Here is a 23,761-nt window from a genome sequence, read left to right as displayed (position 1 = left end):
GACTAGGAGCCGCAGAGCCGGTGGAAGTCCATAGTCCATTCTTCCCGATCGCCGCGGGCGTCGTTCAACGTTTTTTGATCCTCGAACTTTTGCCCGATGAATTCACAAACACCTTTTTCGCCGAGTTGAGCTTTCGCCGCGAATTAGACGAGGTCAGCCGCGGCGGGGAATTGTCCTTAGCGGCTTGCGATGCTCTGGGGACGCATGAGCGCGTGTTGGTGAATCGTTTCCCACCGTCACGCTTTAATGTGGCAATGTAGATCTCCTGGGGGAATTGCGCTCGGTAGGGCGCCAATTGATTTGCGTGGTCTTTCGATTCTCATGAGTGGTGGCCAAGGAGTTGTCCCAGTTCATTTCGAAAAACGAACACCCGTCGCTGGGACGGTGTAGATAGAGGAAACAAACTCGTGCCTTTGCCAATCAAAACCAATACTGCTGTCAGAAGAGTCAAAAGAATAACGGAGGGTTCGCGCCGAGCGATACAGCTTGAACGCCGGGCGAAGCTCTTGACTATGCCGATCGATTCTTCGGCCGTGCTTTATGAGTCCTTCTCAGGTAATGGAATGTTGTGTCACCCTGAAGCGCTATTCCAGTATCTTTTGAAAGCCCCAGATTTGCAGCACCTAAAACACATCTGGGTGCTAAGGGACCTTGGGCGTTACGCGTCCACCATTGATCGTTTTAGCGAGTACCCGAGAGTCCATTTCGTGAAATATGGAAGCTTTGAGTATTACAAGGCTCTGCATACGTCGCGATACCTCATCAATAACGTTTCTTTCCCGCAGCAATTCATGAAACGCGAAGGTCAGATCTATGTGAACACCTGGCATGGTGTGCCGCTGAAGAAGATGGGCTACGACATCACCGGTAAGGCTCTCGATGCGCGGAACATGATCCGTAACTTTCTGGCTGCCGACTTCCTCCTATCTTCGGGGCCCAACATGACCGAACGCATGTATGCCCGTGCTTTCAAACTCGCGAACATCTTTGAGGGACGAATCCTGGAAATGGGTAACCCGCGGGTAGACCGACAGCAGCGAACACCCGAACAAAAGAATGAACTTGAGGGTGTCCTGGCCGAAACTGGCATCGATTTGGATGACCGAGAGATCATTCTCTACGCGCCGACGTGGAAAGGCGCTAGTTATGTGAAGCCCTTGAATGACGCAGCCACTATCCAAGATTTCGTGGATGAGCTGGAAGAACGCGTGGACAAACGGCGCTTCCGTGTTCTTGTTAAAGTCCATCAAGTAGTCGCCGACATAGTCCGTGGGTTCCCGGGGCTTGACAACAAACTGGTACCCAATGAGGTCCCCACGAATCTTATTCTTGGGGCCACTGGAATTCTAATTACCGACTATTCGAGCATCTTTTACGATTTTCTAGAGTCTGAACGTCCCATAATCTTCTATACCCCGGACGTTGAGGAATACCGGTCGTACCGTGACGTCTACGTGGACCCCGAGGAGTTCCCTGGATATTTGGCACAGACGGTGGGCGAGGTTGCCGATGTAATCAGGAGGTTGGACCACCATGAAGTCGCTCCGGATGTGGCATCGCGCTACGAACAGGCTCGCGCAGAATATTCTTCAAAAGACGATGGCAACGCTTGCGCTCGTGTCGTTGATACCGTATTCCGCAGCATCAAGGAAGTGGAGGGCGAGCGTTGCGCTCCTGGCGACGGTCGGGAGAAGATTCTCCTATATGCAGGGGGAATGGCCTCCAATGGCATAACCACTTCCGCGCTTAACTTGCTCGACAACATAGATTACGAGCGCTTCGATGTGACTGTCTTAGTCCCGGCAAGCAAAGACGCAGATAAGCGACGCAATGCCCGGGCCATCAACGAAAATGTGCGAGTCATGGTTCGTGACGGACGCTTCAATACGGGATTTTTTGAAGAACGCCAGCGTCGGAAGTTGACAAACTCCTTGTGGGAAGACCCAGTCGAAAACAAAAGAGCACAAGACGCCATCTGGCGAAACGAATGGCGTAGACAATTCGGGGATGCGAAATTTGATTACATTGTGGATTTCTGCGGCTATTCGCCGTTCTGGGACCTGCTCTTCCAACAGGGCCGCGCCAAACACTATTCCATCTGGCAGCACAACGACCTAGCTGCCGATGCTGAGAGAACGGTCGCTGGACGCCAGAACCTGAAGTCGGGTCTCCACGGCGTATTCGCCATGTACAGATCTTTCGACTCGGTAGTCTCTGTTTCCCCCGCCCTGCGCGAAGTTAACCTGGCAAATCTGGGCGACAACTCTCCGGAAGCTCAGTTCCTCTCCTGCGTGAATTCCATCAATCCCGCAAAAATTCAGCTTCTGGCCCATGGCGACCGATCTGAGCCCGAATACGAGGATGCCGCTAGTGGGAAAGTGTCGCAGGAATTAAAACTGTCTAACATCGTGGACGACATCCAGACCCTGTCCAAGCGCTATTCGTATAGGGCGATTCGACAAGAAGTAGGTCGCATGCTGCACGTCGCCTCGATCGTGCCAATGGCGCCCGACTTGATTCGATTTGTCAGTGTAGGGCGCTTGTCGCCAGAAAAAAACCACGAGCGCTTGATCAGGGCGTTCGCAGAGGTATATGCGGCGTCGGCGGGGGCGCGGCTCGTGATTGTTGGAGAAGGCCCCTTGCGTCGGGATCTGCAGGCCCTCGTTGCCGAGCTGGGACTAGCCGCAGTGGTTAAATTCGCTGGGCAGCAGAAAAACCCGTACCTCATCATGTCGCGCTCTGACTGTCTAGTGGTCTCCAGTGACTATGAGGGGCAACCGATGGTGATTCTCGAGGCATTGACCCTTGGGTTGCCCGTAGTGACCACCAATTTCGGATCCGCGTCATCGGCACTACCCAAAGGATCCGGCCTGATCGTCGAACAGTCGGAAGAAGACTTAGCTTGGGGCATGATGGAATTCATCGGTGGTTCCGTCCCTGCTCCGACCTTCGATGTGGAAAGCTACAACGATGATGCACTGGAGCAGTTCTATCGAGCTATTGGTGCGACACCTACTCCGGCGGCGCGCCACGATGATGAAGCCTCGAAGAGCCTAGTCTCCAGCTAGGCGTGCGTCCGCTGGCGCGTTTCCAAGGCCACCCACATGAATCTCTGTTGGAAGTTCGCAGCTGCAAAATGCGGCTATATGGGACCACCCGGGGACGCAGAACGTGCCGCAGCCGGTGTCCGTGCCCTGGAGCTCGGGGGAGTGACCGAACTCGAGCACGGCAGGGACATGACCCCTCGCCATGTACCGGGTAACCGGCAGCCTCCCCGCGGCCTCATGCCCGAGCTGCCCGCGACCGCGCCGGTACCCGGGTTGCGCCAAACGCGAGGATGAGCGCAGGCTGCGTGTCGCAGCCCCGACAATAAATAATCGCCTGTCCATCGAGTCAACTGTGACGTGCTAGGCGTAGAGTCCACATCGGAGGGGCCTAGTGGATCCGGCACGGGCCGGCACAGCACTGGCAGGCCGAAGGCGATGGACGGCTTGGAATCGATCAGCCTCGTGGGTGGCTGGCTACCCCCACTGGTTTGGGTCGTGGGTATTATCGGCCTCATCTTCCTGGTGCTACCGCGTCAACGCCGCCGTTGGTGGCTCGCCTACCCCTTGCTTGTCTTGGCCGCGGCTCTGGTCACCTGGGTGATCTATCTTCTGCTCGTGTACGTGTGTGTGATCGACTGTTTGTAGGCCAGTTCAGCAAGGAAAACCTGCCAAGTTAGTGGCAGGAATCCCGCCAAAAGAGCGATAAGAATCCGGCCACCACAGCGACAACCCAAACCGGGAAAAGCGCTCTGAGAAATGATCACCCTGATGGCCAGGACCATGCCCGAAAAGGAAGGAAGGACATGGGCCCGCCACCACTCATATAAGTTCCTTACGGCGCCGCCATTCCACTAGCAAATGGCGCCGGAAGGGCTGGAAAGCAGATGACGGTACCCATGTCCATGCAAGAAGATATCAGGCGTCTGGACGCCGAGGGAGCCACAGGGCGGGCGATCGCCCGACAGCTGGGCATCAGCCGCGACTCCGTGGCCAAGTACGTCGGGCTCGAGGATTGCTCGCCAACACCACCAACACCACAAACACGCCCCGGTGGTTCGGTGCTGGCAGGGTTTGAGGAGACCATCGATACCTGGCTCAGAGAGGATGCGCGACGCGCACGCAAACAACGCCATACCGCCAAGCGCGTCTTCGACCGTCTGGTCGCCGAGCACGGTTTCTCAGGCTCCTATTCCCCGGTCCAACGCCACGTGAAGCGCTTTCACACCCGGCACCGGAGACCGGGCGAGGGCTACGCGGAACTAGTCTGGCCCGCGGGGAGCGCGCAGGTCGATTTCGGCCAAGCCGAAGCCATCATCGCCGGGGTGCGGCAGCTGCTTCATATCCTGGTGATCACGTTCCCGTTTTCGAACATGCGCTTCGTGCAGGCCTACCGCGGCGAAACGGCGGAATGTGTCTGCCACGGGCTGCGCACCATCTTCGAACGCATGGGTGCCGCCCCACGGCACTTGGTCTTCGACAACGCGACCGGCGTCGGCCGGCGCACCGGGGAGAAGGTCGTGGAGTCCAAACTGTTCTCCGCGTTCAAGCTGCATTACCGTGCCCAGGCACGCTACTGCAACCCGAACTCCGGGAATGAAAAGGGCAACGTGGAAAACGCGGTCGGGTTCCTGCGCCGCAACTTCATGGTCCCCGAGCCCGAAGCCGAATCCCTGGCTGGCCTCAATGAGGTCCTGCTGGCCCGTTGCGAGGAACTGGCCACCGCCACGCATTGGCGCAAGGGCCTGGCCATCGGTGAACTCTTCTCCGAGGACATCGCCGCGTCGATGGAGTTGCCCGGGGTTGGTTTCGACCCGGTGCGCTACGAGTCCCGTAGGGCCGACAAGACCGGGAACGTCCTCATTGACGGCAACACCTACGCCGCCGGACCCTCGATGCATTCGCGTGACCTCACGGTCGGGCTGCGCCACGACAAGGTCGAGATCCTCGACGAGCAAGCAGAACCCGTCATCACGTTCAACCGGGTCTTCGGCAAGCAGTCCAAGACGGTGTTCGAGCCGGCGACGTTGTTGCCGTTGTTGGAGCGCAAGCCCGGTTCATGGTCGCATTCACCGCTGCGTGAGCTGGTTCCGGACCCGGTGCGTGACTGGCTCGATACCGCCAGGTCACCGGATCGGCGACGCCTGTTCAACGCGGTGGACGCCGCTGCGGGCTCGGCCGGTTTCGATGCCGCCGTACAGGCAGCCGAGACTCTGATACGTCGCGGCGATGCCCCGGATGCCGCCGGTTTGGGGATGCTCGCCCGCCGGATCGCCAACGGGGCCGAACCTGACGTGTCCGGGGTGGACCTGGGCGTTTATGACAACCTCGTCGCCACTGCCGGAGAACCGGCATGAGCGCGGTCGTGGAGGTCCAGGACATCGTGGACGCCGGTAGGGCGGCGTCGTTGACGAGCAGTGTTCTGGAGCAATGGGCGCTGAAGGGGACTCCGAAGCAGCGTGAATACCTGTTGGGGATCCTGCAGGCGGAGCATGCCTCGAGGCAGGAATCCCGTCGCCAGCGTCTGCTTCGTGCTGCCCGGCTGCCGGCACTGAAGTCCGTGGAGGGCTATGACTGGTCGGCGGTGCGGTTCCCGACCGATTATGGCCGCGAGGCATTGCTCTCGCTGGACTTCATTGACCAGGCCCAGGACCTTGTCCTTTATGGCGACGTGGGCACCGGCAAGACGCATCTGGCATCGGCGTTGGCTGCCGCTGCCTGCCGGAAGGGCATCCCGGCGAGGTTCTTCACGACCTCGGCGTTGGTGATGCAGTTGCGTCGGGCCAAGGAGGAGCAACGTCTGGATAAGGAACTCGCTGCCTTGGCCAGGAACCGGGTTTTGATTATTGACGAGCTTGGCTATCTGCCTATTGATACCGAAGGGGCACGCCTGTTGTTCCAAGTCATATCGGATGCGTATGAAAAACAGAGTCTGATTTTGACAACAAATTTGGAATTCTCCCGGTGGGGAACCGTGTTCGGCGACGACAACATGGCTGCCGCGGTGATCGATCGCCTCGTCCATCACGGTCGTCTTTTGCAGTTCCGCGGGGAGTCCTACCGGGTCAAAAATGCGCTGATGAAATAGCTTGGTGCTGATTTGGCAGGAAAGCGTGCCGCAGTGGCCTGATTCTTAGCGCTTTAATGGCCGACTTCGAGTTGACGAAACACAGTACGTCTGGTTCGTCATCGCCGATCCGCTCCCACTGGTCGTCATCGCCTGGGCGGGGTTGGCCCTGTTGGGCATCGTGCTGGGTGTGTATTCGGCGTCAAAGTCTCCCTGGACCTGGAAGCTCCTGGCCACACTGGCAACCATCGCCGTCGTTCTCCTCGCCGGATTGCAACTGAACGCCTATTTCGGGCAATACGTGAATGTGAGGAGCCTGTGGGGGGATCAAGTGGCGGTGCAAGCCCTGCCACCGAACCTCATGCGCGGCGGATCCGGGACTGGCAGCCAGAAGATACCAGCTCACGGTACCGTCAGTGAGGCATCGATCCCGGGGACCGTTTCGAAGTTCACCGCGCGCGATGCCATCATCTACCTGCCGCCCGCCTATCACCCGACGGGGGCGAAACAGCTACCCGTCCTGGTTCTGGTCGCCGGACAGCCCGGCGGACCGCAACGTTGGCTCGACGCAGGGCATCTGCCAGGGGTCATGGACTCCTTTGCCGCTGCGCACCACGGCATGGCACCCGTGGTCGTTGTCGCGGATCCCAATGGAACCACTAGCGGAAATTCAATGTGCATGGATTCAGACATCGCCCAGGCGGACACCTACCTCTCGGTCGATGTGCCGGCCTGGATCACCACGACGCTCAACGTACAAAAGCCCAGCCAGGGCTGGGCCTTTGGCGGGTTTTCCTTCGGAGGTACCTGCGCGCTGCAAATGGGCACCATGCATCCGCACCTCTACCCGAACATCATTGATCTCTCCGGTCAGCAGGAGCCGGCCCTGTCGGTCAGCCGAACCGAGACCATCGACAAATCCTTTGGCGGAAACACGGCTGCCTTCGAGTCCCGCCTGCCACTCACGCTCCTGCACCACCGACGTTTTCCCTCAACCCACGCTTTCTTTTCGGTGGGGGCCAGCGATCATCAATATGGTCCCGATATGGAGGTGGTGGTCACCGCTGCCCGTGCCGCAGGTATGCAGGTGAAGGAACTCCGGGTCCCCGGAGCGGGCCACTCGTGGCCGGCCGCCAGGGCGGGGCTTACCGCGGGCCTGGATTTTCTGGCGCCTCACTGGGGCATGGTGCGCTAAATGAGCCTGGGAGAGAGGAACTCGGTTGATGCCTGGAGCGCCGGCATTCAGGGAAAGCTCCTGCGGCTGCCGGTCACCCTCGTCCTGCTCTGTGCTTATGTCGCCGCCGGCCTCGCTAGCCGGGGACATATCTCGGAACCGAAGGATCCCAGGGGCCCGGGTACGCCCAGTCCAGCCGTTCTCTCGCCTGTGCCAGCGGTATGGGATGTCTATCTGCCCAGCACCAGCCATCTGACGGCGTTCATTCTCGGCGCGGTCTTCATCGCGTTGGTGGCCCTGTGGGTGGAGACCAGGATGGGTAGCCTGAGATTTCTCGTCGCCTTCTTGTTCACCCAGTCTGCGGCCTTGGCATCCGGGGCAGTGTTCGTGGCATTGGTCCAACCAGCACCAGCCCATCGGGGAGAGCATGGGCTTCTGGTGGGGGTGACGGTCATTGCTTGCGGAACGGCGATGGCCGCGACCGCAGGCCTTCGGGTGATGTGGCGCAGGCGGCTGCGCACCGGGTTGCTGGCCGTTGTCCTGGTGACCGCGCTGTATGCCGGGACGCTGCCGGATGTCATGCGTTTGGGGGCGGTACTGATCGGGCTATTGCTCGGTCCGCTGCTGATCGGTCAACGGCCGGGCAGACCGCGGATCAGGGCTACTCGTCATGAGGGCCGCGTCCTCGTGGCGGTTGTCATCTGTGCTGCGGCGCTGGGGCCCGTGGTGGCGGCCCTCTCACCCGGGGCCGTGGGGCCGCTGGCCGTCCTGCGTTATCTGGGAACCAACATCGTGCCGGTCGATCCCCAGTCGCTGGCCGAGTTGTGCTCGAGTCCGGAACGCATCAACGAATGCGCCGCAGCACAGCTTCAACAACGAGCCGGCCTCGGCGCCATGTTCTCCGCAGTCCTTCCTTCCATTCTTCTGGTGGTTCTGGCAGACGGTCTGCGGCGGGGGCGCCGCCTCGCCTGGTGGGCGGCAGTCGTGGTCCAGGGGGCCATGGCCGGGTTGACCCTGATTTTCCTTGTCGGCGTCGTGCTTCAGGCCAGGGTCCCGGACGCTGGCTTGTTGGAGGGGTTGGGCGAATATGACTTCACCGACTACGGGCAAGCCAAGGCCATCATCCTGCCCTTGCTGGCTCCACTGGCCGTCTTTCTCCTCTTGCTGGCCACCCGGCGGCTCTTCAGCATCAGTGCGCCGCCCCGAGTGAACGGTCGTCTACTGCAGAAGATCCTGCTGCTCGGGGTTTTCCTGTCGGCGCTCTACCTCGGGGTGGGGTTCTGGTTGCGCGAGGGGTTCCGGCCGGTCCCGGATCTTGGCGAGCTGGCAGAGAACCTGCCCGAGCGTTTCGTTCCCCTGGTCTATGCCCTTCATATCAGCCCCGAGTTCGTCCCGATCACCGCGGCCGCAACCATCCTGTTCGAGGGGTTGGGGATCCTCTTTTGGGCTGCCGTCTGCCTCTGGCTGCTCGCATCCTTCATCACGGCAGGGGACCACGATTCGACGGCAGATAGGACCCGCGCCCGGGCCCTGTTGCGTGAGGGGACGGGAGGAACGTTCTCGTGGATGACCACCTGGGAGGGCAACAGTTACTGGTTCGCACCAGATGATCGCTCGTTCATCGCCTACCGGGTGATCGCCGGAGTCGCCTTGACCACGAGCAACCCCATCGCTGCGCCCCAGGATGTTGCTGCGGTGGTTCGCGGGTTCGCCGGGTATTGCATAAGCCACGCATGGATCCCGTGCTTCTACTCCGTGACGAGCGAAGTCGCTGACGCGTTGCCGCCGGAGACGTTCAGCAGGGTTCGCGTCGCCACAGAAACGGTGCTTCCACTCGGTTCGATGGCGTTCACCGGGAAGAAGTTTCAGGATGTGCGCACGGCACTGAACCGGGCAGAGAAGTCGGGTGTCGAGGCGGTGTGGAGCAAATACTCGCTGTTGACCCTGAACATGCGCGAACAACTCCGGGCCATCTCCGAGGAGTGGGTTGCCGATCGGGGCATGCCCGAGCTCGGTTTCACCCTCGGCGGGCTGGCTGAGCTGGACGATCCCGAGGTGAGGCTGTTGCTGGCCGTTGACGACGCGGGTGTGCTGCAAGGGGCCACCTCGTGGCTGCCGGTCCGGCACGGCGGGCAAGTGACAGGGTGGACGCTTGATTTCATGCGGCGGAAACAGGGAGGGTTCAGGCCGGTCGTGGAGTTCCTGATTGGCACCGCGGCACTGACGCTCCAAGCGCAGGGCTATTCCTTCGCCAGCCTGTCCGGTGCGCCGCTAGTCTCCGCGAACAAACCACAGGACACGGTGTCGCCGACCGGAGATGACACCGGAGTGCCGCCCATGGAGCGGGTCCTGGGTTGGCTGGCAGCCACCTTGGAGCCGGTCTATGGATTCCAATCGCTGATGTCCTTCAAGAAAAAATTTCAGCCACAGTTCGTCCCCCAATACATGGTTTACCCCGACGCAGCCGCCCTGCCAGCCATTTCCGTCGCCATCTCCAAGGCTTATATCGGGGACGCATCATTGAGCGCCGGCTGGTCACTGGCCAGGACATTGCTGAGCCGTCACTAATAGATCTGTAGCGACTCGGGCCCGTTCGGCGGAGCGAACAGGTCATCGAGTGCCGCCAAATCTTCCGTCGTGAGTTCTAGTTCGAGGGCGCCGGCATTCTCGGTGACCCGCTCCACCTGGGAGCTCTTGGGGATGGGAATGACCTGGTCTTGGGCCAAAAGCCAGGCCAGCGCGACCTGGCCTGCGGTGGCACCACGTTCACGAGCGAAGCCGGTGAGCCCCGCGTGATGGGCCAGATCGCCGCGGTCGAACGGGGAATAGGCCATCATGCCCAGACCCTTCCGCTGCAACCACGGCAGAAGGTCCCATTCGATTCCTCGCTGGTTGAGGTTGTAGAGCAGCTGCTGGACCTGGGTGTGACCGCCGCCGGGCAACGAGTGGAAGTACTGCATTTCCTCGAGGTCCAGGTTGCTGACACCGAACTGGTCGATTTTGCCCGCAGCGACGAGATGCTCGAAGCCCTCGAGCGTCTCCTCAAACGGTGCGGGTCCGACCCCGTGGAGCAGGTACAGATCCAGATGGTCGGTGCCCAGGCGTTCCAGGCTCTTCTCGCAGGCTTCGATGGTTTCGGCGCGGTTGGATCCGGGGAGGACCTTGCTGACCAGAAACACGTCGTCGCGACAGCCGGAGATGGCCTCACCGACGAGGTCCTCCGAGCGACCGCCTCCATACATTTCAGCGGTGTCGATCAGGGTCAGGCCGCATTCAACGCCGGCACGCAGCGCAGCGATCTCCTGCGCCCGACGCTGGGGATTGTCGCCGAGGAACCACGTGCCGTGGCCCATCGCGGGCATGGTCGTCCCGTTAGGTAGTTGAACTGTTCGCATAGATCGACCTCGTCTCATCGTGTTGCCCACCAATTTGTCATGCAAGCGCGGCGATCTGGCTGCTCGGCAGGTGGGAGCGATTTTACTGTGGTGCAACGAGCTTACAGAAATGGCGTGGCCCTCTGTATGGGCAAGAATTTTCATGGCGAGAAGACATTGCGTGCAGTTTTATAGGAGATCCAATGAGGCCCAGCTCTATAAGGACCTCCTAGGCCGCAGCTTTGCACGTATGTAGTCCAAATCGTCGAGGTGTTGGGTGTGCGCGGGGCGAAATGTGCGAGATACAAAAGCGCCGATAGACTGCACCGTTGGGTAGTTGTAGAGCCAAAAATTGAAAGGTGCACTGTTGGGGAATAGTACGACGCCGGATTTACTGGGGGAGTTCCTCAAGCTGGATTCAGGGTCTCTGCGTCCAGTCTTGATGGTTACTTGGGGCCTTCCCGAGGATTTTGGCGGATTGACAGCGATGTGCCTGAAGCGGAGCTCAATTTTTCACGAGCGTGGAATCCCCAGCGCTGTAGTGACGTTCAAACCGGACCCAGAATTTCGGGCTCAAGTTGGTCGCGCCCTGTCGGAAGGCCGGACCTCGACCGACGTGCCGATCATCAATCTTCATGAGTTCTACACCGTGTATGAGCCTCGATGCTCCGGTGCGTTCTTGGCTCCAGCGCCCACTGACTTCACGGTCTGGCAGTTAATAGACCAAACGCTGAGAGGGCACGATGGATCTCTCTTTTGGGCTGATTTCATAGACGCTGACAGCGGCACGTTTTCTCGCCGGGAGTACTACCGCCCTGACGGGTCCTTGTACTTGCTCGACTGCCAGCTTCCAGCAGTAAAGCCGTCAGGCAAACCTCGCCGCATCATGCAACTGTTCGGTTCCTCGGGCGGAATGGTCGCCGAATTCTGGGGTGCCGCCAAATTCTACAGATACTGGTTGTCTGAACTGATCGGTGATTGCGAACCCGATGTCATCGTTGATAGTGAACTGGCTGCAAGTTTTCTTTGGCCTTGGGAACATGCGGGCGTGGGAAAGACAACGGTTCTGCACACTACTCACCTGCAAGCAGGAGAAGATACCCAAAATGGCCAGCTTGCCACGAGTGTAAAAGCTACGGTCGAGCATCGTAGTCACTGGGACCGCATTATTGTCTTAACGAACTCGCAGGCTGCTGCCTTTCAGCGTCGTTTCCGCAATAGCGCCAATCTTGCGGTCATCGGAAACCCCGTGGATGGTCCCACCGGGCCACCGCCATGGAATCTGCGTGATCGCAGCAAGATCCTGATCGTCGGCAGGCTTAAGGAAGATAAGCGTGTTGAAAGAGCTTTAGACGTCGTTGAGACCCTCCGGGATTCAGGAATCGACGTCGAATTGGACATTGTCGGAAATGGCGATTACCGGCCAGAACTTGAGACCCAGGTGTTGGAGCGGGGCCTCGATAATTGTGTTCGCTTTGTCGGTCACGTGTCGGATGTGCCGGACAGACTGGAGCGGGCCGGTGTGGCACTCCTTTGCAGCAAGTTCGAAGGTCAGTCTCTGGCACTACTGGAGGCCAAAGCTCACGGTTGTGTTCCGGTCGCCTTCGACGTTGATTTCGGTCCACGTGAAGTCATCACCCACGGGGTCTCAGGGTTCCTCGTTTCCGATGGGGATTCATCCTCTATGGCGGACTACGTTAGGCAACTCGTCACTGACGAAGGTCTCCATCAACGAATGTCGGCAGCAGCGTTCGCGGAGGCTCAGCCGCTACGCAGCGAGAAGGTCTACCGACGATGGCAAGAGGAGCTCGAACAGGCACGGAGTCATAGCCTGATCCGACATCAACTCGAATCTTCAACCATTTCGCTGAGAGGCTTCGCCCTGGATGAGACGGGAAGTCTCCAGCTCACCGTCCGATGTACCTGCCTTCCACCGGAATCTAAGATCCGTCTTGTCCTTCAAGGACGCAAGGAACCTGCTGATACGAATCTGGTGGTCGTCGATGCAGGGGCTCGACGTGGGGAAGACTCGACGTTCACGTTGACCCCCAAGTCACGAACGGCACATGCACCCGGTGAACCGGTGGATCTGTTCGTAGAACTCGAGTGTGATGGGGCTTCGCATACTTCTAGACTCGGTGTTCCCCATATCAAAACGACGCTGTCTCCTTTCCTGACCGGGTATGGAAACCTCAGTATTCGTTAGCGGGTAGGTGGCATCCGTCCCCCTGACGTTCCGTGTCGACCGCGCGGGCTGGGCAAAGTTATCGTCACAGATATGAGCCGCAGTCTCGTTGATTGTGGCACTCAGTGGCGCGTCCAATACGGGGCAAACCAAGTCACCTTGCTGTCCACCAATTGGCTTGCGCGACTTTTCGGAGGCCTTGCCCCACGAAGAATCGTGGAAACGAAGTTCTGCTGAGATAGGCGATAGTTCGTGAAAATTCGCTCTATGAGAAAGATCCGATTCAACATCTCTAACTGCCGAGCCCGGCCGTGTCGAAACGCTGATATCAAACTGTCCACCAGCCTGCGAGTAGTTCGGCTGGTGGCCGCGCTCGACGGTTCCTCTGCACCAGACGTCATCGGAGGAAGGGATACCCGAATTGTTCGCTGCCTGGCCCGTGACGGTGAGCGTTCAATAGAACTGTCCTGCGGGATGAGTCCTCAGAGCAGGCCGGGACGATCTCCTCGAGCACAGGGATACGTCTTTTTCATCGCCCGAGGTCCGGAACTAGAGGTGGGACTTCAACCGTGATCCGGGGTTGTTCGTCAGTGACTTCCGGGGCATTCTCGATCCTGAGTATATGCAACAGATATTCCAGCGCTCCAGGCAGCATCGTCCCGACTGGGCTCATGACAACTCTGCGGCATCCGAAGGTTCTGATGTGGGACGACGTATCGCTGCTCGCGGAGGTTCCTTATGGCTCAACTGTCAACGCGAACTGTTGTTGGCCCATCGTGCTGGATGTAGGCTTCGTTTCTCCGGTCCCGGTGGATCTTCACGAGTCGTGGGCGGCTCTAACACCCGGCTTGGTCGGCAAGATGGGGGGCGTAGCGGTGGTCGAAGCGCCACGGGATTCGAGCCCGGGTCTACACGGGTATTGGTGGAAGGTGCTCCTGGGCGGAGTCGCCTTGTGGATCCTCACCATCGTCGTTACCGCCCGCACAGAGAACACCAATCTGATCCCCACGCTGATCCTGTTGGGGAGTTTCTTGGTCCCCTTCGTGGTGGTCCTGTTCGTGGGAGCCCGACAGGAAGGCGTTTTATCGCCGGTCCGCTTATTCTCGGCCTTTTTCATCGGCGGGGTCTTCGGTGCCTTGGGGGCTTCCCTCCTCGAAGTGGACCTCGGTAAATCAGCCCTCCAGTTCGCCCTGGTGGGGTTCATTGAAGAGTTCGTCAAGCTCCTGATCTTGGCCATCGCCGCTCGCGGGATCACCCGGCGCACGGTGGGTTTGGGGGCATCGCTGGGTGCGGTGGTTGGGGCAGGCTTCGCGGCCTTCGAGTCCGCGGGATACGCCTTCAACGCAGCATTGGGCCAAAACACCATCAACCTCACCTCTCTTCTGGAGACGGAGGTCCTGCGGGCAGCCCTCTCTCCCGTGGGGCACATCCTGTGGACGGCCATCCTCGGTGCCGCACTCTTTTCCCTGAGGCGGCCCGGACGGCCGGTCTTGAGGCTGATCCTGACCTTCGTCGGCGTCTCGGCACTTCATTCCCTTTGGGATCTGATCGGGCCTCTGAGTTCCTTCCTCGCCGTTCTCTTCACCGGAACCGTCAGATTTGAGCTCACCTACGGTCATCTGCCCCCATCGGTGGCTCCCGAGGTCGCCTTCATCTCATTGCTGATGTATATCGGTGGAATGGTGATCATTGCCCTTATCGGGATCAACTGGCTGCGCCTATCAGTGCGCCACGGGGCTCGCAGGGAGCAGGAATCAGTCGACCGCTCCATGCGCTGACCTGCCAGCACCCGCTTCAAGCAACGCGCCATGCGGCCACGGCTCGCCCGTCTGAACGATGGGTCGCGTCGCGCGCCGCGTTCTGGCATAATGGCAAGGTACTCGATCGACGTGGCCCCTCTCTCCGCGTGTGCATCTTGTCCTCAGACCCTTCGCAGTATGGCCCGCCCCACGGGTGCAGAAACGCGGGATCGCCCAGTATTAGATACAGGAGTGACCACTACAGTGGCCGTTAAGATTCGACTCAAGCGCCTCGGCAAAAAGGGCGCACCGTCCTACCGCATCGTCATCATGGACTCCCGCGCCAAGCGCGACGGTTATGCCATCGAAGAGGTCGGCAAATACCAGCCCACCGAGGAGCCCTCGTTCATCGAGGTCAACTCCGAGCGTGTTGGCTACTGGCTCTCCGTCGGCGCCCAGCCGACCGAGCAGGTTGCCGCACTGCTGAAGATCACCGGTGATTGGCAGAAGCATAAGGGCATAGAGGGCCAGGAAGGCACCTTGAAGACCAAGACCGCCAAGGAAGCGTACGTTGCTCCCGAGAAGTCTTCGGTCATCCTGCCCGAGGCCATCACCAAGAAGGCCGATAAGACAGAAGAAGCACCCGCCGCGGAAGCCGAGGCCGAGAAGGCAGAAGCCACCGAGGCTGAGTAGAAATGCTCGTTGAAGCTCTCGACCACCTGGTCCGCGGCATCGTCGACTCCCCGGAGGACGTCGCCGTGGAGCAGAAGGCCAACCGCCGAGGCGACACCCTCGAGGTCCGGGTCCACCCCGACGACCTCGGACGGGTCATCGGCCGTCAGGGACGTACCGCCCGCGCATTGCGCACCGTGGTAGCGGCCCTGTCGGACGGCGAACCGGTCCGCGTCGACGTGGTCGACACCGACCGACGCCGCTAGGCCCGGTCGCAGAGTTTCACCCCGCCGGCCCCGCACCGTACACCGGTGCGGGGCCGCGCGCTTTAACCACATCGTCGGAACGTTGCAGAACGTTCCCGTCTCAAGGAGTCACCATGCGCCTCCAGGTCGCACGCATCGGCAAGCCTCACGGAATCCGGGGGGAGGTCACCGTCCAGCTCATGACCGACGACCCCGACGCACGCTTCGAACCGGGAACCGTCTTCGATGTCGAATCCTCCCCGGCCAAGCACCTGACCGTGGAGGGGGCGCGCTGGAATAAGGAAATCCTGCTGGTGGCCTTCGAGGAGATCCCCGACCGCAACACCGCAGAGACCATGCGCGGATCCCTGCTGTTCCTCGAGACCGCGGATCTTGAAGAAGACGATGAGGACGCCTGGTATGAGCATGAGCTGGTCGGCCTCACGGCCCGCATCGGCGAGGAAGCCGTCGGCACGGTGACCGGACTACGCACCAACGATGCCCAGGACCTCCTGGTCATCGAAGACACCGAAGGCGCCGAAGTCCTCGTCCCCTTCGTTGAAGCCATCGTCCCCGAGGTCGACCCGCAGGCCGGCTTCATCCGGCTCACCCCGCCGGACGGGCTCTTCACGCTCAACCGTGCGCAGGGCTCCGAGGACGGCCAGGCCTAGGGCATGCGCATCGACGTCGTCAGCATCTTTCCCGAATACCTGCAGGCACTGGATATCTCGCTGATCGGCAAGGCCCGGCGGGAGGCCCTACTCGACGTGCGGATCCACGATCTACGCGACCATACCCACGACCGTCACCGCACCGTCGACGACACCCCCTACGGCGGGGGAGCCGGCATGGTGATGAAACCCGGCCCCTGGGCCGAAGCGCTTTCCTCGATCGCCGGAGCCAAGTCAGGACCACAGCACGCCGATTCTTCCCGGCCCCTCTTGCTGATCCCCTCACCCGCTGGAGAGGTTTTCACCCAGGCCATGGCCCGGGAACTGTCCGAACGTGAACATTTGGTCTTTGCCTGCGGACGGTACGAAGGCATCGACGAGCGGGTCTATGAATTCGCCGCCGAACGCTACGAGGTCCGCCCCGTCAGCCTCGGCGACTACGTCCTGAACGGGGGAGAAGTTGCCGTGCTGGCCATGGTGGAGGCGATTGGGCGACTGGTTCCCGGAGTCGTGGGCAACCCCGAATCCTTGGTCGAGGAATCCCACTCCGACGGGTTGCTCGAATACCCCGTCTACACCAAACCGTCCAGCTGGGAGGGCCGCGACGTCCCCGAGGTCCTCCTCAACGGCAACCACGCTCTCATTGCCCGGACCCGCCGGGCCTGGCAGCTTGAACGCACCGCCGAACGCCGCCCCGACCTGATACGGTCGCTGGACCCCGGTTCCCTGAACCGGCGCGACCGCGACACCCTGTGGCATGCGGGCTTCATGCTCGAGGACGGCCGCGTCGTGGACCGGCTTTCCGCAGAACCTCCGACCGACGAACAATAGCGATGGGGCAGTACCTTGACCGGTCGGCTGCCCCTGGGGACGACCAGGGGCAACCGACCGGTTCTTTCTAGCAGACGTTCGGTCGGCCGTTCGTCTGATAGGCCACCGTCGAATTCAGTACGGTTGGTCCGCCAACGAGGACGTTGGTGAAGCCCTTCATCGAGGTCAAAGCACTGGATACCGACGACGGGAGGCACTTCTTTTTGGCCAGCAGCATCGGTGCCCCGTTATACCCGGCGGCCACCGACCCCGTCAGCCCGTCTTGGAAAGCAGACCCGGTGGCAATGAACTGACGCTGTGAGCCGCCCGACCAGAACGTCGTGGCGATTTTGGCACTAGTCTTATAGAGATCGCTCCCTGCATAGCGGACGACCTTCGCATTAGGCACAGCCTTGCGCAGCTGGTTCTCTGCCTTGGCCGAGATGGCCAGCGGGCCACCCGCCAGATACACCCGTGCAGGTTTCAGGCGTTTGAGCTGTTTCAGCGTGGTCGCGGGGACGCTGGAACGTTTGGTCAACACCAGGGGAGCCTTTCGGCCGGAGGCGACTGCTGCCAATGACATGGCGTCCTCGAAGCGTTCTCCGGTAGCGACGAAGACCGTCGGCGCCGAAGACCAATTCCCGGCAATCTGGGTGCTCGTCTCGTAGAGGTCCTTACCGGCGACGCGCTTCACGGTTCCGTAGGCCTTCAGCTTGTTGAAGGTGGCGTCGGTGATGGCCAACGGACCGCCGAGAACCAAAATGTTCTTGGGCTTGAGCCGCTTCAATTCTGCAGCAACTGGGGCCGGCAGGGACTTCTTTTTGGTCAGCAGTAGCGGAGCGTTCTTCAACCTGGCCATCGGGGAGCCGGCGAGGGCATCGGGGAAGGTCTCTCCCGAAGCGATCACGACAGTCGATGCTCCCGAGGGGAAGGTCTTTTTCGAAAGCGCAATCGGGGTTTCCCACCAGGTTGCTCCATAGAGCCGTACCGGGGCCAGTCGGGTGGGCTGTGCGCGGCCATTGCCACTACCGAGGTAGTCTGTGGTCAGCCGATACGGTGTGGAGCGCTTATTGCGTGCGAAATCGCGCAGCGACTCCAGGTCACCGTTCCAGACGTTGGCGTCGACGGTCTTGCTCGAGCCGATCAGATTGGAGTTGGAGGAGTACTGCCAGACGTCGAACGTCTTCCAGCCCTTGGGAAGTTCCCGGGGGTTCTTCGGGCCGGAAGCGGTGGGGTAGAGGGAGACGTGGAGCGGCCAGTCCTTGAAGGCCGTTGAACTGCCCGTGCATTGGTTCCACCATGACTGGGCGGTGTAGATCATCGGTAAACGGCCTGTTTTGGCCTTGATCGTAGTGCCAAAATCTTGGATCCATTTGACCATCGAGGAGGGGGACATGCCGAAGCAGCTGTTGCCCTTACCCTGGGGGTACTGGGTGGAGTTGTATGGGTTCCACTCGATATCCAACAGTGGTGGGAGCGTCTTTCCGTCATTGGACCAGCCCCCACCCTTGGAGAGGAACTCCTTGGCTTGTGTGGCGCCTGAAGAGTGGGCAGGCATTGCGAAGTGATACGCGCCCCGCATCATGCCTTGCTTATAGGCGCCGTTGTAGTTCTGCCCAAAATTCGGGTCCTGGTACAGCGTCGAGGGCCAGGACTGGGTGGACTTCACATAGGCGAAACGTGAGCCGTTGCTCCAGGCCTGAGACCAATTCACCGTGCCCTGGTGGTGGGAGACATCAATACCGAGGACGCCCGGTGGACGGTAGGTCTTCAGATCCTGGAGGGACGTGGGTGCAACGAGACCTGCAGGGGAGGCTTCGAAGCTCTTCTCGGTGGTGGAGGTCAGGCCCTGGGCCTGCGGACCTTCAGTGGCTGAAGGGGCCCGCTCTGCGGGAGCGTCTGGCGACGGTTTGGTTGTTTCCGCAGCCAGCTCTTCGGCGCCGCTGGCCAGGTCCTTGAGTTCTTCGATGGTCGGGGCTTGTGGATCCCCTGATTCCTGGATCCGGCGATTTCCTTGGCCCATCCTGGCATCGAGTGCTTCGATATCGAGGGCATCCAGGGCCTGCTCGGAAAGTTCGATCCGTTTCTTGGCCGAGATCTTGGTTCCTGCATCCAATTCGGCGCGGATATCTTCTGTTGCTTCGGTGATCACCTCGGGGTCGGGTGTCGTTGTCATGGTCTTTTTGGCGGGGGAGCCCATGGCGGAATCCCGCAACGTGGCGCTGTCGTCGCCGGACGTGGACGGCTGGGTGTGGCCCTCACCGGTAGGAGAGGAGCCGCCGTCGGTGACGGTAGCATGTGCGGGCTCGGCAATCGTGAGCGTAAGTGCCAGCAAGGCTGCGGCGGAAAGGGTGGATAGGCGACGTAAGCGCGATGGGTACTCCGTCATAGGTGGTCCTTCTATCTGGGTGCGGTGAGTGATGGAGGAAAGCTGCGAGTACTACGAGTGAGAGTCTATAGAAGACTGCGCGCGATCAATGGCAAGGGGGATTAACCACCGGGGGGATGCGTATGGCAAAATGGGACCTTGCGTCTACTGGGTGCGCCCCTGCCACAGGGGGAGTGCGCCAACAGTCAGAGCGCCGACGGACACAGACGTGTTGGTCGGTTCACCACACTCCGTTTCCACGGTTTCCGCTTTCCTCGTATCGCGGCCGTGAGAACGTGTCGAAGGTGGGTGACCTGTGGCATCCGCCCAAGGAGAAGCACCAGATGCATATTCTCGACTCAGTTAACGCAGCCTCGCTGCGTAACGACATTCCGGACTTCCGGACCGGTGACACCCTCAAGGTGCACGTGAACATCGTTGAAGGCAAGAACACTCGTGTTCAGGTCTTCCAGGGCTACGTCTTGGGCCGCCAGGGCCACGGTGTGGGCGAGACGTTCACCGTGCGCAAGGTGACCTTCGGCGTCGGCGTGGAGCGTACCTTCCCGGTGCACTCGCCGATCGTCGAAAAGATCGAGGTCGTCTCTCGCGGTGACGTGCGTCGCGCGAAGCTGTACTACATGCGCGATCGTCACGGCAAGGCTGCACGCATCAAGGAAAAGCGCGAGTTCGGCTCCAAGTAGAGCCGTGCGTCGGGACGAATTCGTCCCGTCCGTGTTCGTGAAGACATCATCCGTCCCGCACGCTTCGCCGAGCGGGCGGAGCAGGCGCCGGTCCCGTTTTCGGGGCTGGCGCCTTGTCGTGGGCGCACTGATGGTCGCCGCCATCGCGGCGATCATCGTGCGGGCCACGCTGGTGGACTTCTACTACATCGGCTCCGACTCCATGGAAACCACCATGGAACCCGGCGAGGGACTGCTGGTGAACCGGACCGCCTACCACCAGGATCCGCCACAACGCGGCGACGTCCTGGTCTTCGATGGCCGCGGATCCCTGCTGCCCTACCAACGGGCCAGCCCCCTGGATGATGTGCTGCGGGCACTGCGCGTCTCGGGGGACGACACGGCCTTCGTCAAACGTGTCATCGCCGTCGGCGGGGACACCCTAAGCTGTTGTGACAAGGACGGACGGCTACTGCTCAACGGGGAACCGCTCCACGAGCCCTACCTTTTCGCCGGGGACGCAGCCAGCGAACAGGAGTTCACGGCAGTGGTCCCCGAAGGCAGGATCTGGGTTATGGGCGACCACCGTTCGGTTTCGGCCGATTCCCGCTCCCTGCTGGGGGCACCCGGGGGAGGAATGATCCCCGAGGAACGAGTCATAGGACGGGTGGAACGGGTGATTTGGCCCATGGGCGCGGCGCGGCATATCGAGGGAAAGGCACCACGTGAATGAGCAGCAGGCGGTAGGACCGGCCGAGGACGACGGCGGTGCGCCCGTCAAGGGTCCCCGGAACCCCGTCTGGGGGTGGGTCCGCGAATTCCTCATCGTGGTCGGTATCGCACTGGTGCTCTCCTTCGTCATCAAAACCTTTTTCTTCCGCGCCTTCTACATTCCCTCGGGCTCCATGGAGCAGACCCTGGAGATCAACGACAGGATCTTCGTGAACCTGCTGATCCCCGGCCCCTTCGACCTGCACCGCGGCGACGTCGTCGTCTTCAACGACGATCTGGGCTGGCTGGGCGAGACCCCGCCGACCCCCACCAACCCGGTGACCGAGGCGATGACCTTCGTCGGCCTGCTCCCCAACACCGCAGACCAGCATCTGGTTAAACGCCTCATCGGCATGCCGGGGGACACCGTGGAATGCTGCTCCGAGGACGGGCGCCTGATCGTCAACGGGGTGCCCATCACGGAGCCCTATATTTACCCCGGAGCAGCCCCCTCCGAGGAGTCCTTCAAGGTCACCGTGCCCGCAGGCAAGGCCTGGGTCATGGGGGACCACCGCAACGCTTCCGCCGATTCGCGCTTCCACCCGGATATTCAGGACGGATTCATCGACACGGACTCCATCGAAGGCAAGGCGGTCCTGCGTGCCTGGCCCCTGGACCGCTTCGGAACCATCGACGGACACCACGACGTCTTCGCCGACGTCCCCAACGAATCAGGCCACTAACCCATGGCCAATCGGACCCCCGCCCCGACCCTGGACACCGAACTCGCCCTGGCTACAGCCCTGGGCGGCGGAGGAAACCAGCTGATCGGCGGTTGCGACGAGGTCGGCCGCGGAGCCCTGGCAGGTCCCGTCAGCGTGGGCATGGTCGTCATCGACCCGGCGACCGCCGGACTGCTCGAGGACGTCAGGGACTCCAAACTTCTCAAGGTCGCCACTCGCGAAGCCCTCGTCCCGGTGATCCGGGAATGGGCCGCCGGTTGGGGTGTGGGCCATGCGGCAGCGACCGAAATCGACGAGCTGGGCATCGTCGGCGCCCTGCGCCTCGCCGGAAACCGGGCCTGGGCGAACCTCGCCGAATCGGCGCGGCCCCACGCCGTGTTGCTCGATGGCAGCCACGACTGGTTGACGGCCCCCGGACAACCGGCACTGCTGGGCCAGGGCACCGGTGCCACATCGCCGTCGTACCCCTTCGATGCTTCCGACGCCCGGGTGAGCACCCAGATCAAGGGGGACCTGCTCTGCCTGTCGGTGGCCGCAGCCTCGGTCCTGGCCAAAGTGGAACGCGACACCCTCATGGCCACCTATGATGAACTGGAGCCCCACTATGGGTGGGCGATCAATAAGGGCTACGGAACGGCAGCCCACCGCCAGGCCATCGTCGAACACGGTGCCACCGACTACCACCGCCGCAGCTGGCGGCTGACGGCGCCGGCGGCAACCCGTTAGACCCAGGGAGGAACCATGAGCGCCGACGATCTCGAGAACTATGAGACGGATATGGAGCTGCAGCTCTACCGCGAATACCGCGATGTGGTGAACCTGTTCACCTATGTCGTGGAAACCGAACGACGGTTCTACCTTGCGAACGAGGTCGACCTCCAGATCCGCTCGGCCGATGGCGAAGTCTATTTCGATGTCACCCTCAAGGACGCCTGGGTCTGGGACGTCTACCGTTCGGCCCGATTCGTGAAAAACGTCAGGGTCATTACCTTCAAGGACGTCAACGTCGAAGAACTCGCCGAAACCGGGGAACTGACCACCAAGGATGCCGGCCTGGGCAGCTAGGCCGCCGCTATGAAAGACCAACCCACCCCCGTCCGGGACGTCTCGGGCCCGCTCGAACTCGTTCTCCCGGAACCACCACTGCTGGTCTGGGACGACGGCGGGACACAGGGCACCGCCCGTTGGTTCGGTAGCGGCCCCGCCCCCCTACAGATCCGGGTCGTCGACGATACGTTGACGGCCGAAGACGCCTACCGGATGGCCAACCGGGGCACCGCGATGCTCTGGACCGGGGATTACCATAACGCCCGTCAACTGCTCAGCGCCCTCGGACGGCGGATCCCCGGCCCCCGCCCCGTAAAACGTGCGGCCGGCGCCCAGGCAGAACGCGAGCCAGACGTCGGAGCCGAGTTCTACCGGCACCGTCAGGCCCGCTCCCGACGTTCGCGGATGTTGGCCTCGCTCCTGGTTCCGCTGGCCCCCGGACCGTCGGTGGACCTGCGCCGGGGCCCCGATGTCGCGTCCGCCTGGTCCCACGCCCACAGCCCCCTCACCGAGGCTTCCGTCATCCCCCTGCAGGACCTGCTCGGGGTGCTGGGAGCCGAACAGTGGAGGGTCCGCGGTGTGCCCGTCTCCGCGCTGGACGCTTCCATCCACCCGCATTACGGCACCTTCGCCCCGATCCGCGGGGAATACCTGGACTTGGTCGCCGGCGAAACCTTGCCCGAGACCGACACGGCCTTCGACATCGGCACGGGAACCGGGGTGATCGCAGCGATCCTCGCCCGACGGGGCATGAAACGGATCGTTGCCACCGACCTGTCCGCCCGGGCCGTTGCCTGCGCCCGGGAGAACCTAGAGCGGCTGGGCGTCGGCGCGGCTGTTGCCCTCGAGCAGACCGATATGTTCCCCACCGGCCGGCGTGCCGGCCTGGTGGTCTGTAATCCGCCGTGGCTTCCCGGTAGTGCGAACACCCTGCTCGATCAGGCCGTCTACGACCCCAAGTCCCGGATGCTCCGTGCCTTCCTGACCGGACTGCCGGAGCATCTGGAACCCGGAGGTGAAGGCTGGTTGGTGATCTCGGATCTTGCAGAGCATCTGGGGCTGCGTAGCCGGGACGAGCTGCTGGGCTGGATCGCCGCCGCCGGGCTGCAGGTCGCCGGGCGCAGCGACGTGAAACCCAGCCATCGCCGCGCCCTGGACCGCGAGGACCCGTTCCATGCGGCACGATCTGCCGAAATCACGTCCCTCTGGCGGCTCATTCCCGCCTAGCGAC

The 23,761-nt window shown here is 61.5% G+C and carries 21 protein-coding genes; 19 read left to right on the top strand and 2 right to left on the bottom strand.

All coding sequences use genetic code 11. The annotated features are described in order from the left end of the window. The first annotated feature begins 20 nt into the window (after positions 1–20). The 7 genes from AC3ZI9_RS08795 to AC3ZI9_RS08765 all read left to right on the top strand — a co-directional run bounded on the left by AC3ZI9_RS08795 (position 21) and on the right by AC3ZI9_RS08765 (position 9,853). Positions 21–260: a hypothetical protein gene (locus AC3ZI9_RS08795; RefSeq protein WP_489923473.1), complete on the top strand. Its 240-nt coding sequence runs from the start codon at positions 21–23 to the stop codon at positions 258–260. 147 nt (positions 261–407) lie between these two features. Beyond that, positions 408–3,068 carry a CDP-glycerol glycerophosphotransferase family protein gene (locus AC3ZI9_RS08790; protein ID WP_489923472.1) on the top strand — a complete coding sequence of 887 codons (2,661 nt, stop codon included), beginning with the start codon at positions 408–410 and terminating at the stop codon, positions 3,066–3,068. A gap of 423 nt (positions 3,069–3,491) precedes the next feature. Then, entirely contained in the window at positions 3,492–3,692 is a 201-nt protein-coding gene (locus AC3ZI9_RS08785; RefSeq protein ID WP_489923471.1) for a hypothetical protein, read from the top strand. Positions 3,693–3,943: 251 nt separating this feature from the next. Next, positions 3,944–5,401 (top strand): IS21 family transposase, encoded by a 1,458-nt coding sequence (gene istA, locus AC3ZI9_RS08780; RefSeq protein WP_443349347.1) that lies wholly within the window; start codon positions 3,944–3,946, stop codon positions 5,399–5,401. Continuing rightward, complete coding sequence (gene istB, locus AC3ZI9_RS08775) at positions 5,398–6,132, top strand: IS21-like element helper ATPase IstB (protein WP_443349346.1); 735 nt, start codon at positions 5,398–5,400, stop codon at positions 6,130–6,132. The genes istA and istB overlap by 4 nt, the downstream gene beginning before the upstream one ends. Before the next feature lie 160 nt (positions 6,133–6,292). Then, the gene (locus tag AC3ZI9_RS08770; protein ID WP_489924031.1) at positions 6,293–7,306 is read left to right on the top strand and encodes an alpha/beta hydrolase; all 1,014 of its coding nucleotides are present in this window, start codon (positions 6,293–6,295) and stop codon (positions 7,304–7,306) included. Further along, positions 7,307–9,853 carry a bifunctional lysylphosphatidylglycerol flippase/synthetase MprF gene (locus AC3ZI9_RS08765; RefSeq protein ID WP_489923470.1) on the top strand — a complete coding sequence of 849 codons (2,547 nt, stop codon included), beginning with the start codon at positions 7,307–7,309 and terminating at the stop codon, positions 9,851–9,853. It begins immediately after the preceding gene. On the opposite strand, the gene AC3ZI9_RS08760 is transcribed toward AC3ZI9_RS08765, so the two are convergent. Then, positions 9,850–10,638 carry an aldo/keto reductase gene (locus tag AC3ZI9_RS08760; RefSeq protein WP_489923469.1) on the bottom strand — a complete coding sequence of 263 codons (789 nt, stop codon included), beginning with the start codon at positions 10,636–10,638 and terminating at the stop codon, positions 9,850–9,852. The two genes, AC3ZI9_RS08765 and AC3ZI9_RS08760, sit on opposite strands and share 4 nt — an antisense overlap. 373 nt (positions 10,639–11,011) lie before the next feature. Between AC3ZI9_RS08760 and AC3ZI9_RS08755 the strand changes: the two genes are divergently transcribed. The 6 genes from AC3ZI9_RS08755 (at position 11,012) to trmD (ending at position 17,002) form a co-directional block, all read left to right on the top strand. Beyond that, on the top strand, positions 11,012–12,865 hold the full coding sequence (locus AC3ZI9_RS08755) for a glycosyltransferase (protein ID WP_489923468.1): 1,854 nt from the start codon (positions 11,012–11,014) through the stop codon (positions 12,863–12,865). 650 nt (positions 12,866–13,515) lie between these two features. Beyond that, a complete protein-coding gene (locus AC3ZI9_RS08750; protein ID WP_489923467.1) occupies positions 13,516–14,622 on the top strand; it encodes a PrsW family glutamic-type intramembrane protease in 1,107 nt (368 codons plus the stop codon). Between the two features lie 225 nt (positions 14,623–14,847). Then, positions 14,848–15,276: a 30S ribosomal protein S16 gene (gene rpsP / locus AC3ZI9_RS08745; RefSeq protein WP_086996351.1), complete on the top strand. Its 429-nt coding sequence runs from the start codon at positions 14,848–14,850 to the stop codon at positions 15,274–15,276. A gap of 2 nt (positions 15,277–15,278) precedes the next feature. Beyond that, the gene (locus AC3ZI9_RS08740) at positions 15,279–15,521 is read left to right on the top strand and encodes an RNA-binding protein (protein ID WP_086996354.1); all 243 of its coding nucleotides are present in this window, start codon (positions 15,279–15,281) and stop codon (positions 15,519–15,521) included. Between the two features lie 113 nt (positions 15,522–15,634). Further along, entirely contained in the window at positions 15,635–16,171 is a 537-nt protein-coding gene (rimM, locus tag AC3ZI9_RS08735) for a ribosome maturation factor RimM (protein ID WP_489923466.1), read from the top strand. Between the two features lie 3 nt (positions 16,172–16,174). After that, a complete protein-coding gene (trmD, locus tag AC3ZI9_RS08730; RefSeq protein ID WP_489923465.1) occupies positions 16,175–17,002 on the top strand; it encodes a tRNA (guanosine(37)-N1)-methyltransferase TrmD in 828 nt (275 codons plus the stop codon). A 67-nt stretch (positions 17,003–17,069) separates the two neighbouring features. Here the strand turns inward: trmD and AC3ZI9_RS08725 are convergent, their stop codons facing one another. After that, a complete protein-coding gene (locus AC3ZI9_RS08725) occupies positions 17,070–19,370 on the bottom strand; it encodes a cell wall-binding repeat-containing protein (RefSeq protein ID WP_489923464.1) in 2,301 nt (766 codons plus the stop codon). A gap of 323 nt (positions 19,371–19,693) precedes the next feature. Here AC3ZI9_RS08725 and rplS point away from each other — a divergent pair, with 323 nt between their 5' ends. The 6 genes from rplS (at position 19,694) to AC3ZI9_RS08695 (ending at position 23,757) form a co-directional block, all read left to right on the top strand. Then, a complete protein-coding gene (gene rplS, locus AC3ZI9_RS08720) occupies positions 19,694–20,050 on the top strand; it encodes a 50S ribosomal protein L19 (protein ID WP_086996363.1) in 357 nt (118 codons plus the stop codon). Between the two features lie 118 nt (positions 20,051–20,168). Further along, positions 20,169–20,762 (top strand): signal peptidase I, encoded by a 594-nt coding sequence (gene lepB, locus AC3ZI9_RS08715; protein WP_444566526.1) that lies wholly within the window; start codon positions 20,169–20,171, stop codon positions 20,760–20,762. After that, entirely contained in the window at positions 20,755–21,483 is a 729-nt protein-coding gene (lepB, locus tag AC3ZI9_RS08710; RefSeq protein WP_489923463.1) for a signal peptidase I, read from the top strand. The genes lepB (AC3ZI9_RS08715) and lepB (AC3ZI9_RS08710) overlap by 8 nt, the downstream gene beginning before the upstream one ends. A 3-nt stretch (positions 21,484–21,486) precedes the next feature. Further along, complete coding sequence (rnhB, locus tag AC3ZI9_RS08705; RefSeq protein ID WP_489923462.1) at positions 21,487–22,209, top strand: ribonuclease HII; 723 nt, start codon at positions 21,487–21,489, stop codon at positions 22,207–22,209. Positions 22,210–22,224: 15 nt separating this feature from the next. Then, the gene (locus tag AC3ZI9_RS08700) at positions 22,225–22,548 is read left to right on the top strand and encodes a DUF2469 domain-containing protein (protein ID WP_086996372.1); all 324 of its coding nucleotides are present in this window, start codon (positions 22,225–22,227) and stop codon (positions 22,546–22,548) included. Positions 22,549–22,557: 9 nt separating this feature from the next. Then, on the top strand, positions 22,558–23,757 hold the full coding sequence (locus AC3ZI9_RS08695) for a methyltransferase (RefSeq protein WP_489923461.1): 1,200 nt from the start codon (positions 22,558–22,560) through the stop codon (positions 23,755–23,757). The last annotated feature ends 4 nt before the right edge of the window (positions 23,758–23,761 follow it).

The organism is Arthrobacter sp. AOP36-F1-5, from assembly GCF_058137995.1.
Note: the sequence above shows the minus strand (reverse complement) of the source record. Positions and strands in the feature narration are given on the sequence as shown.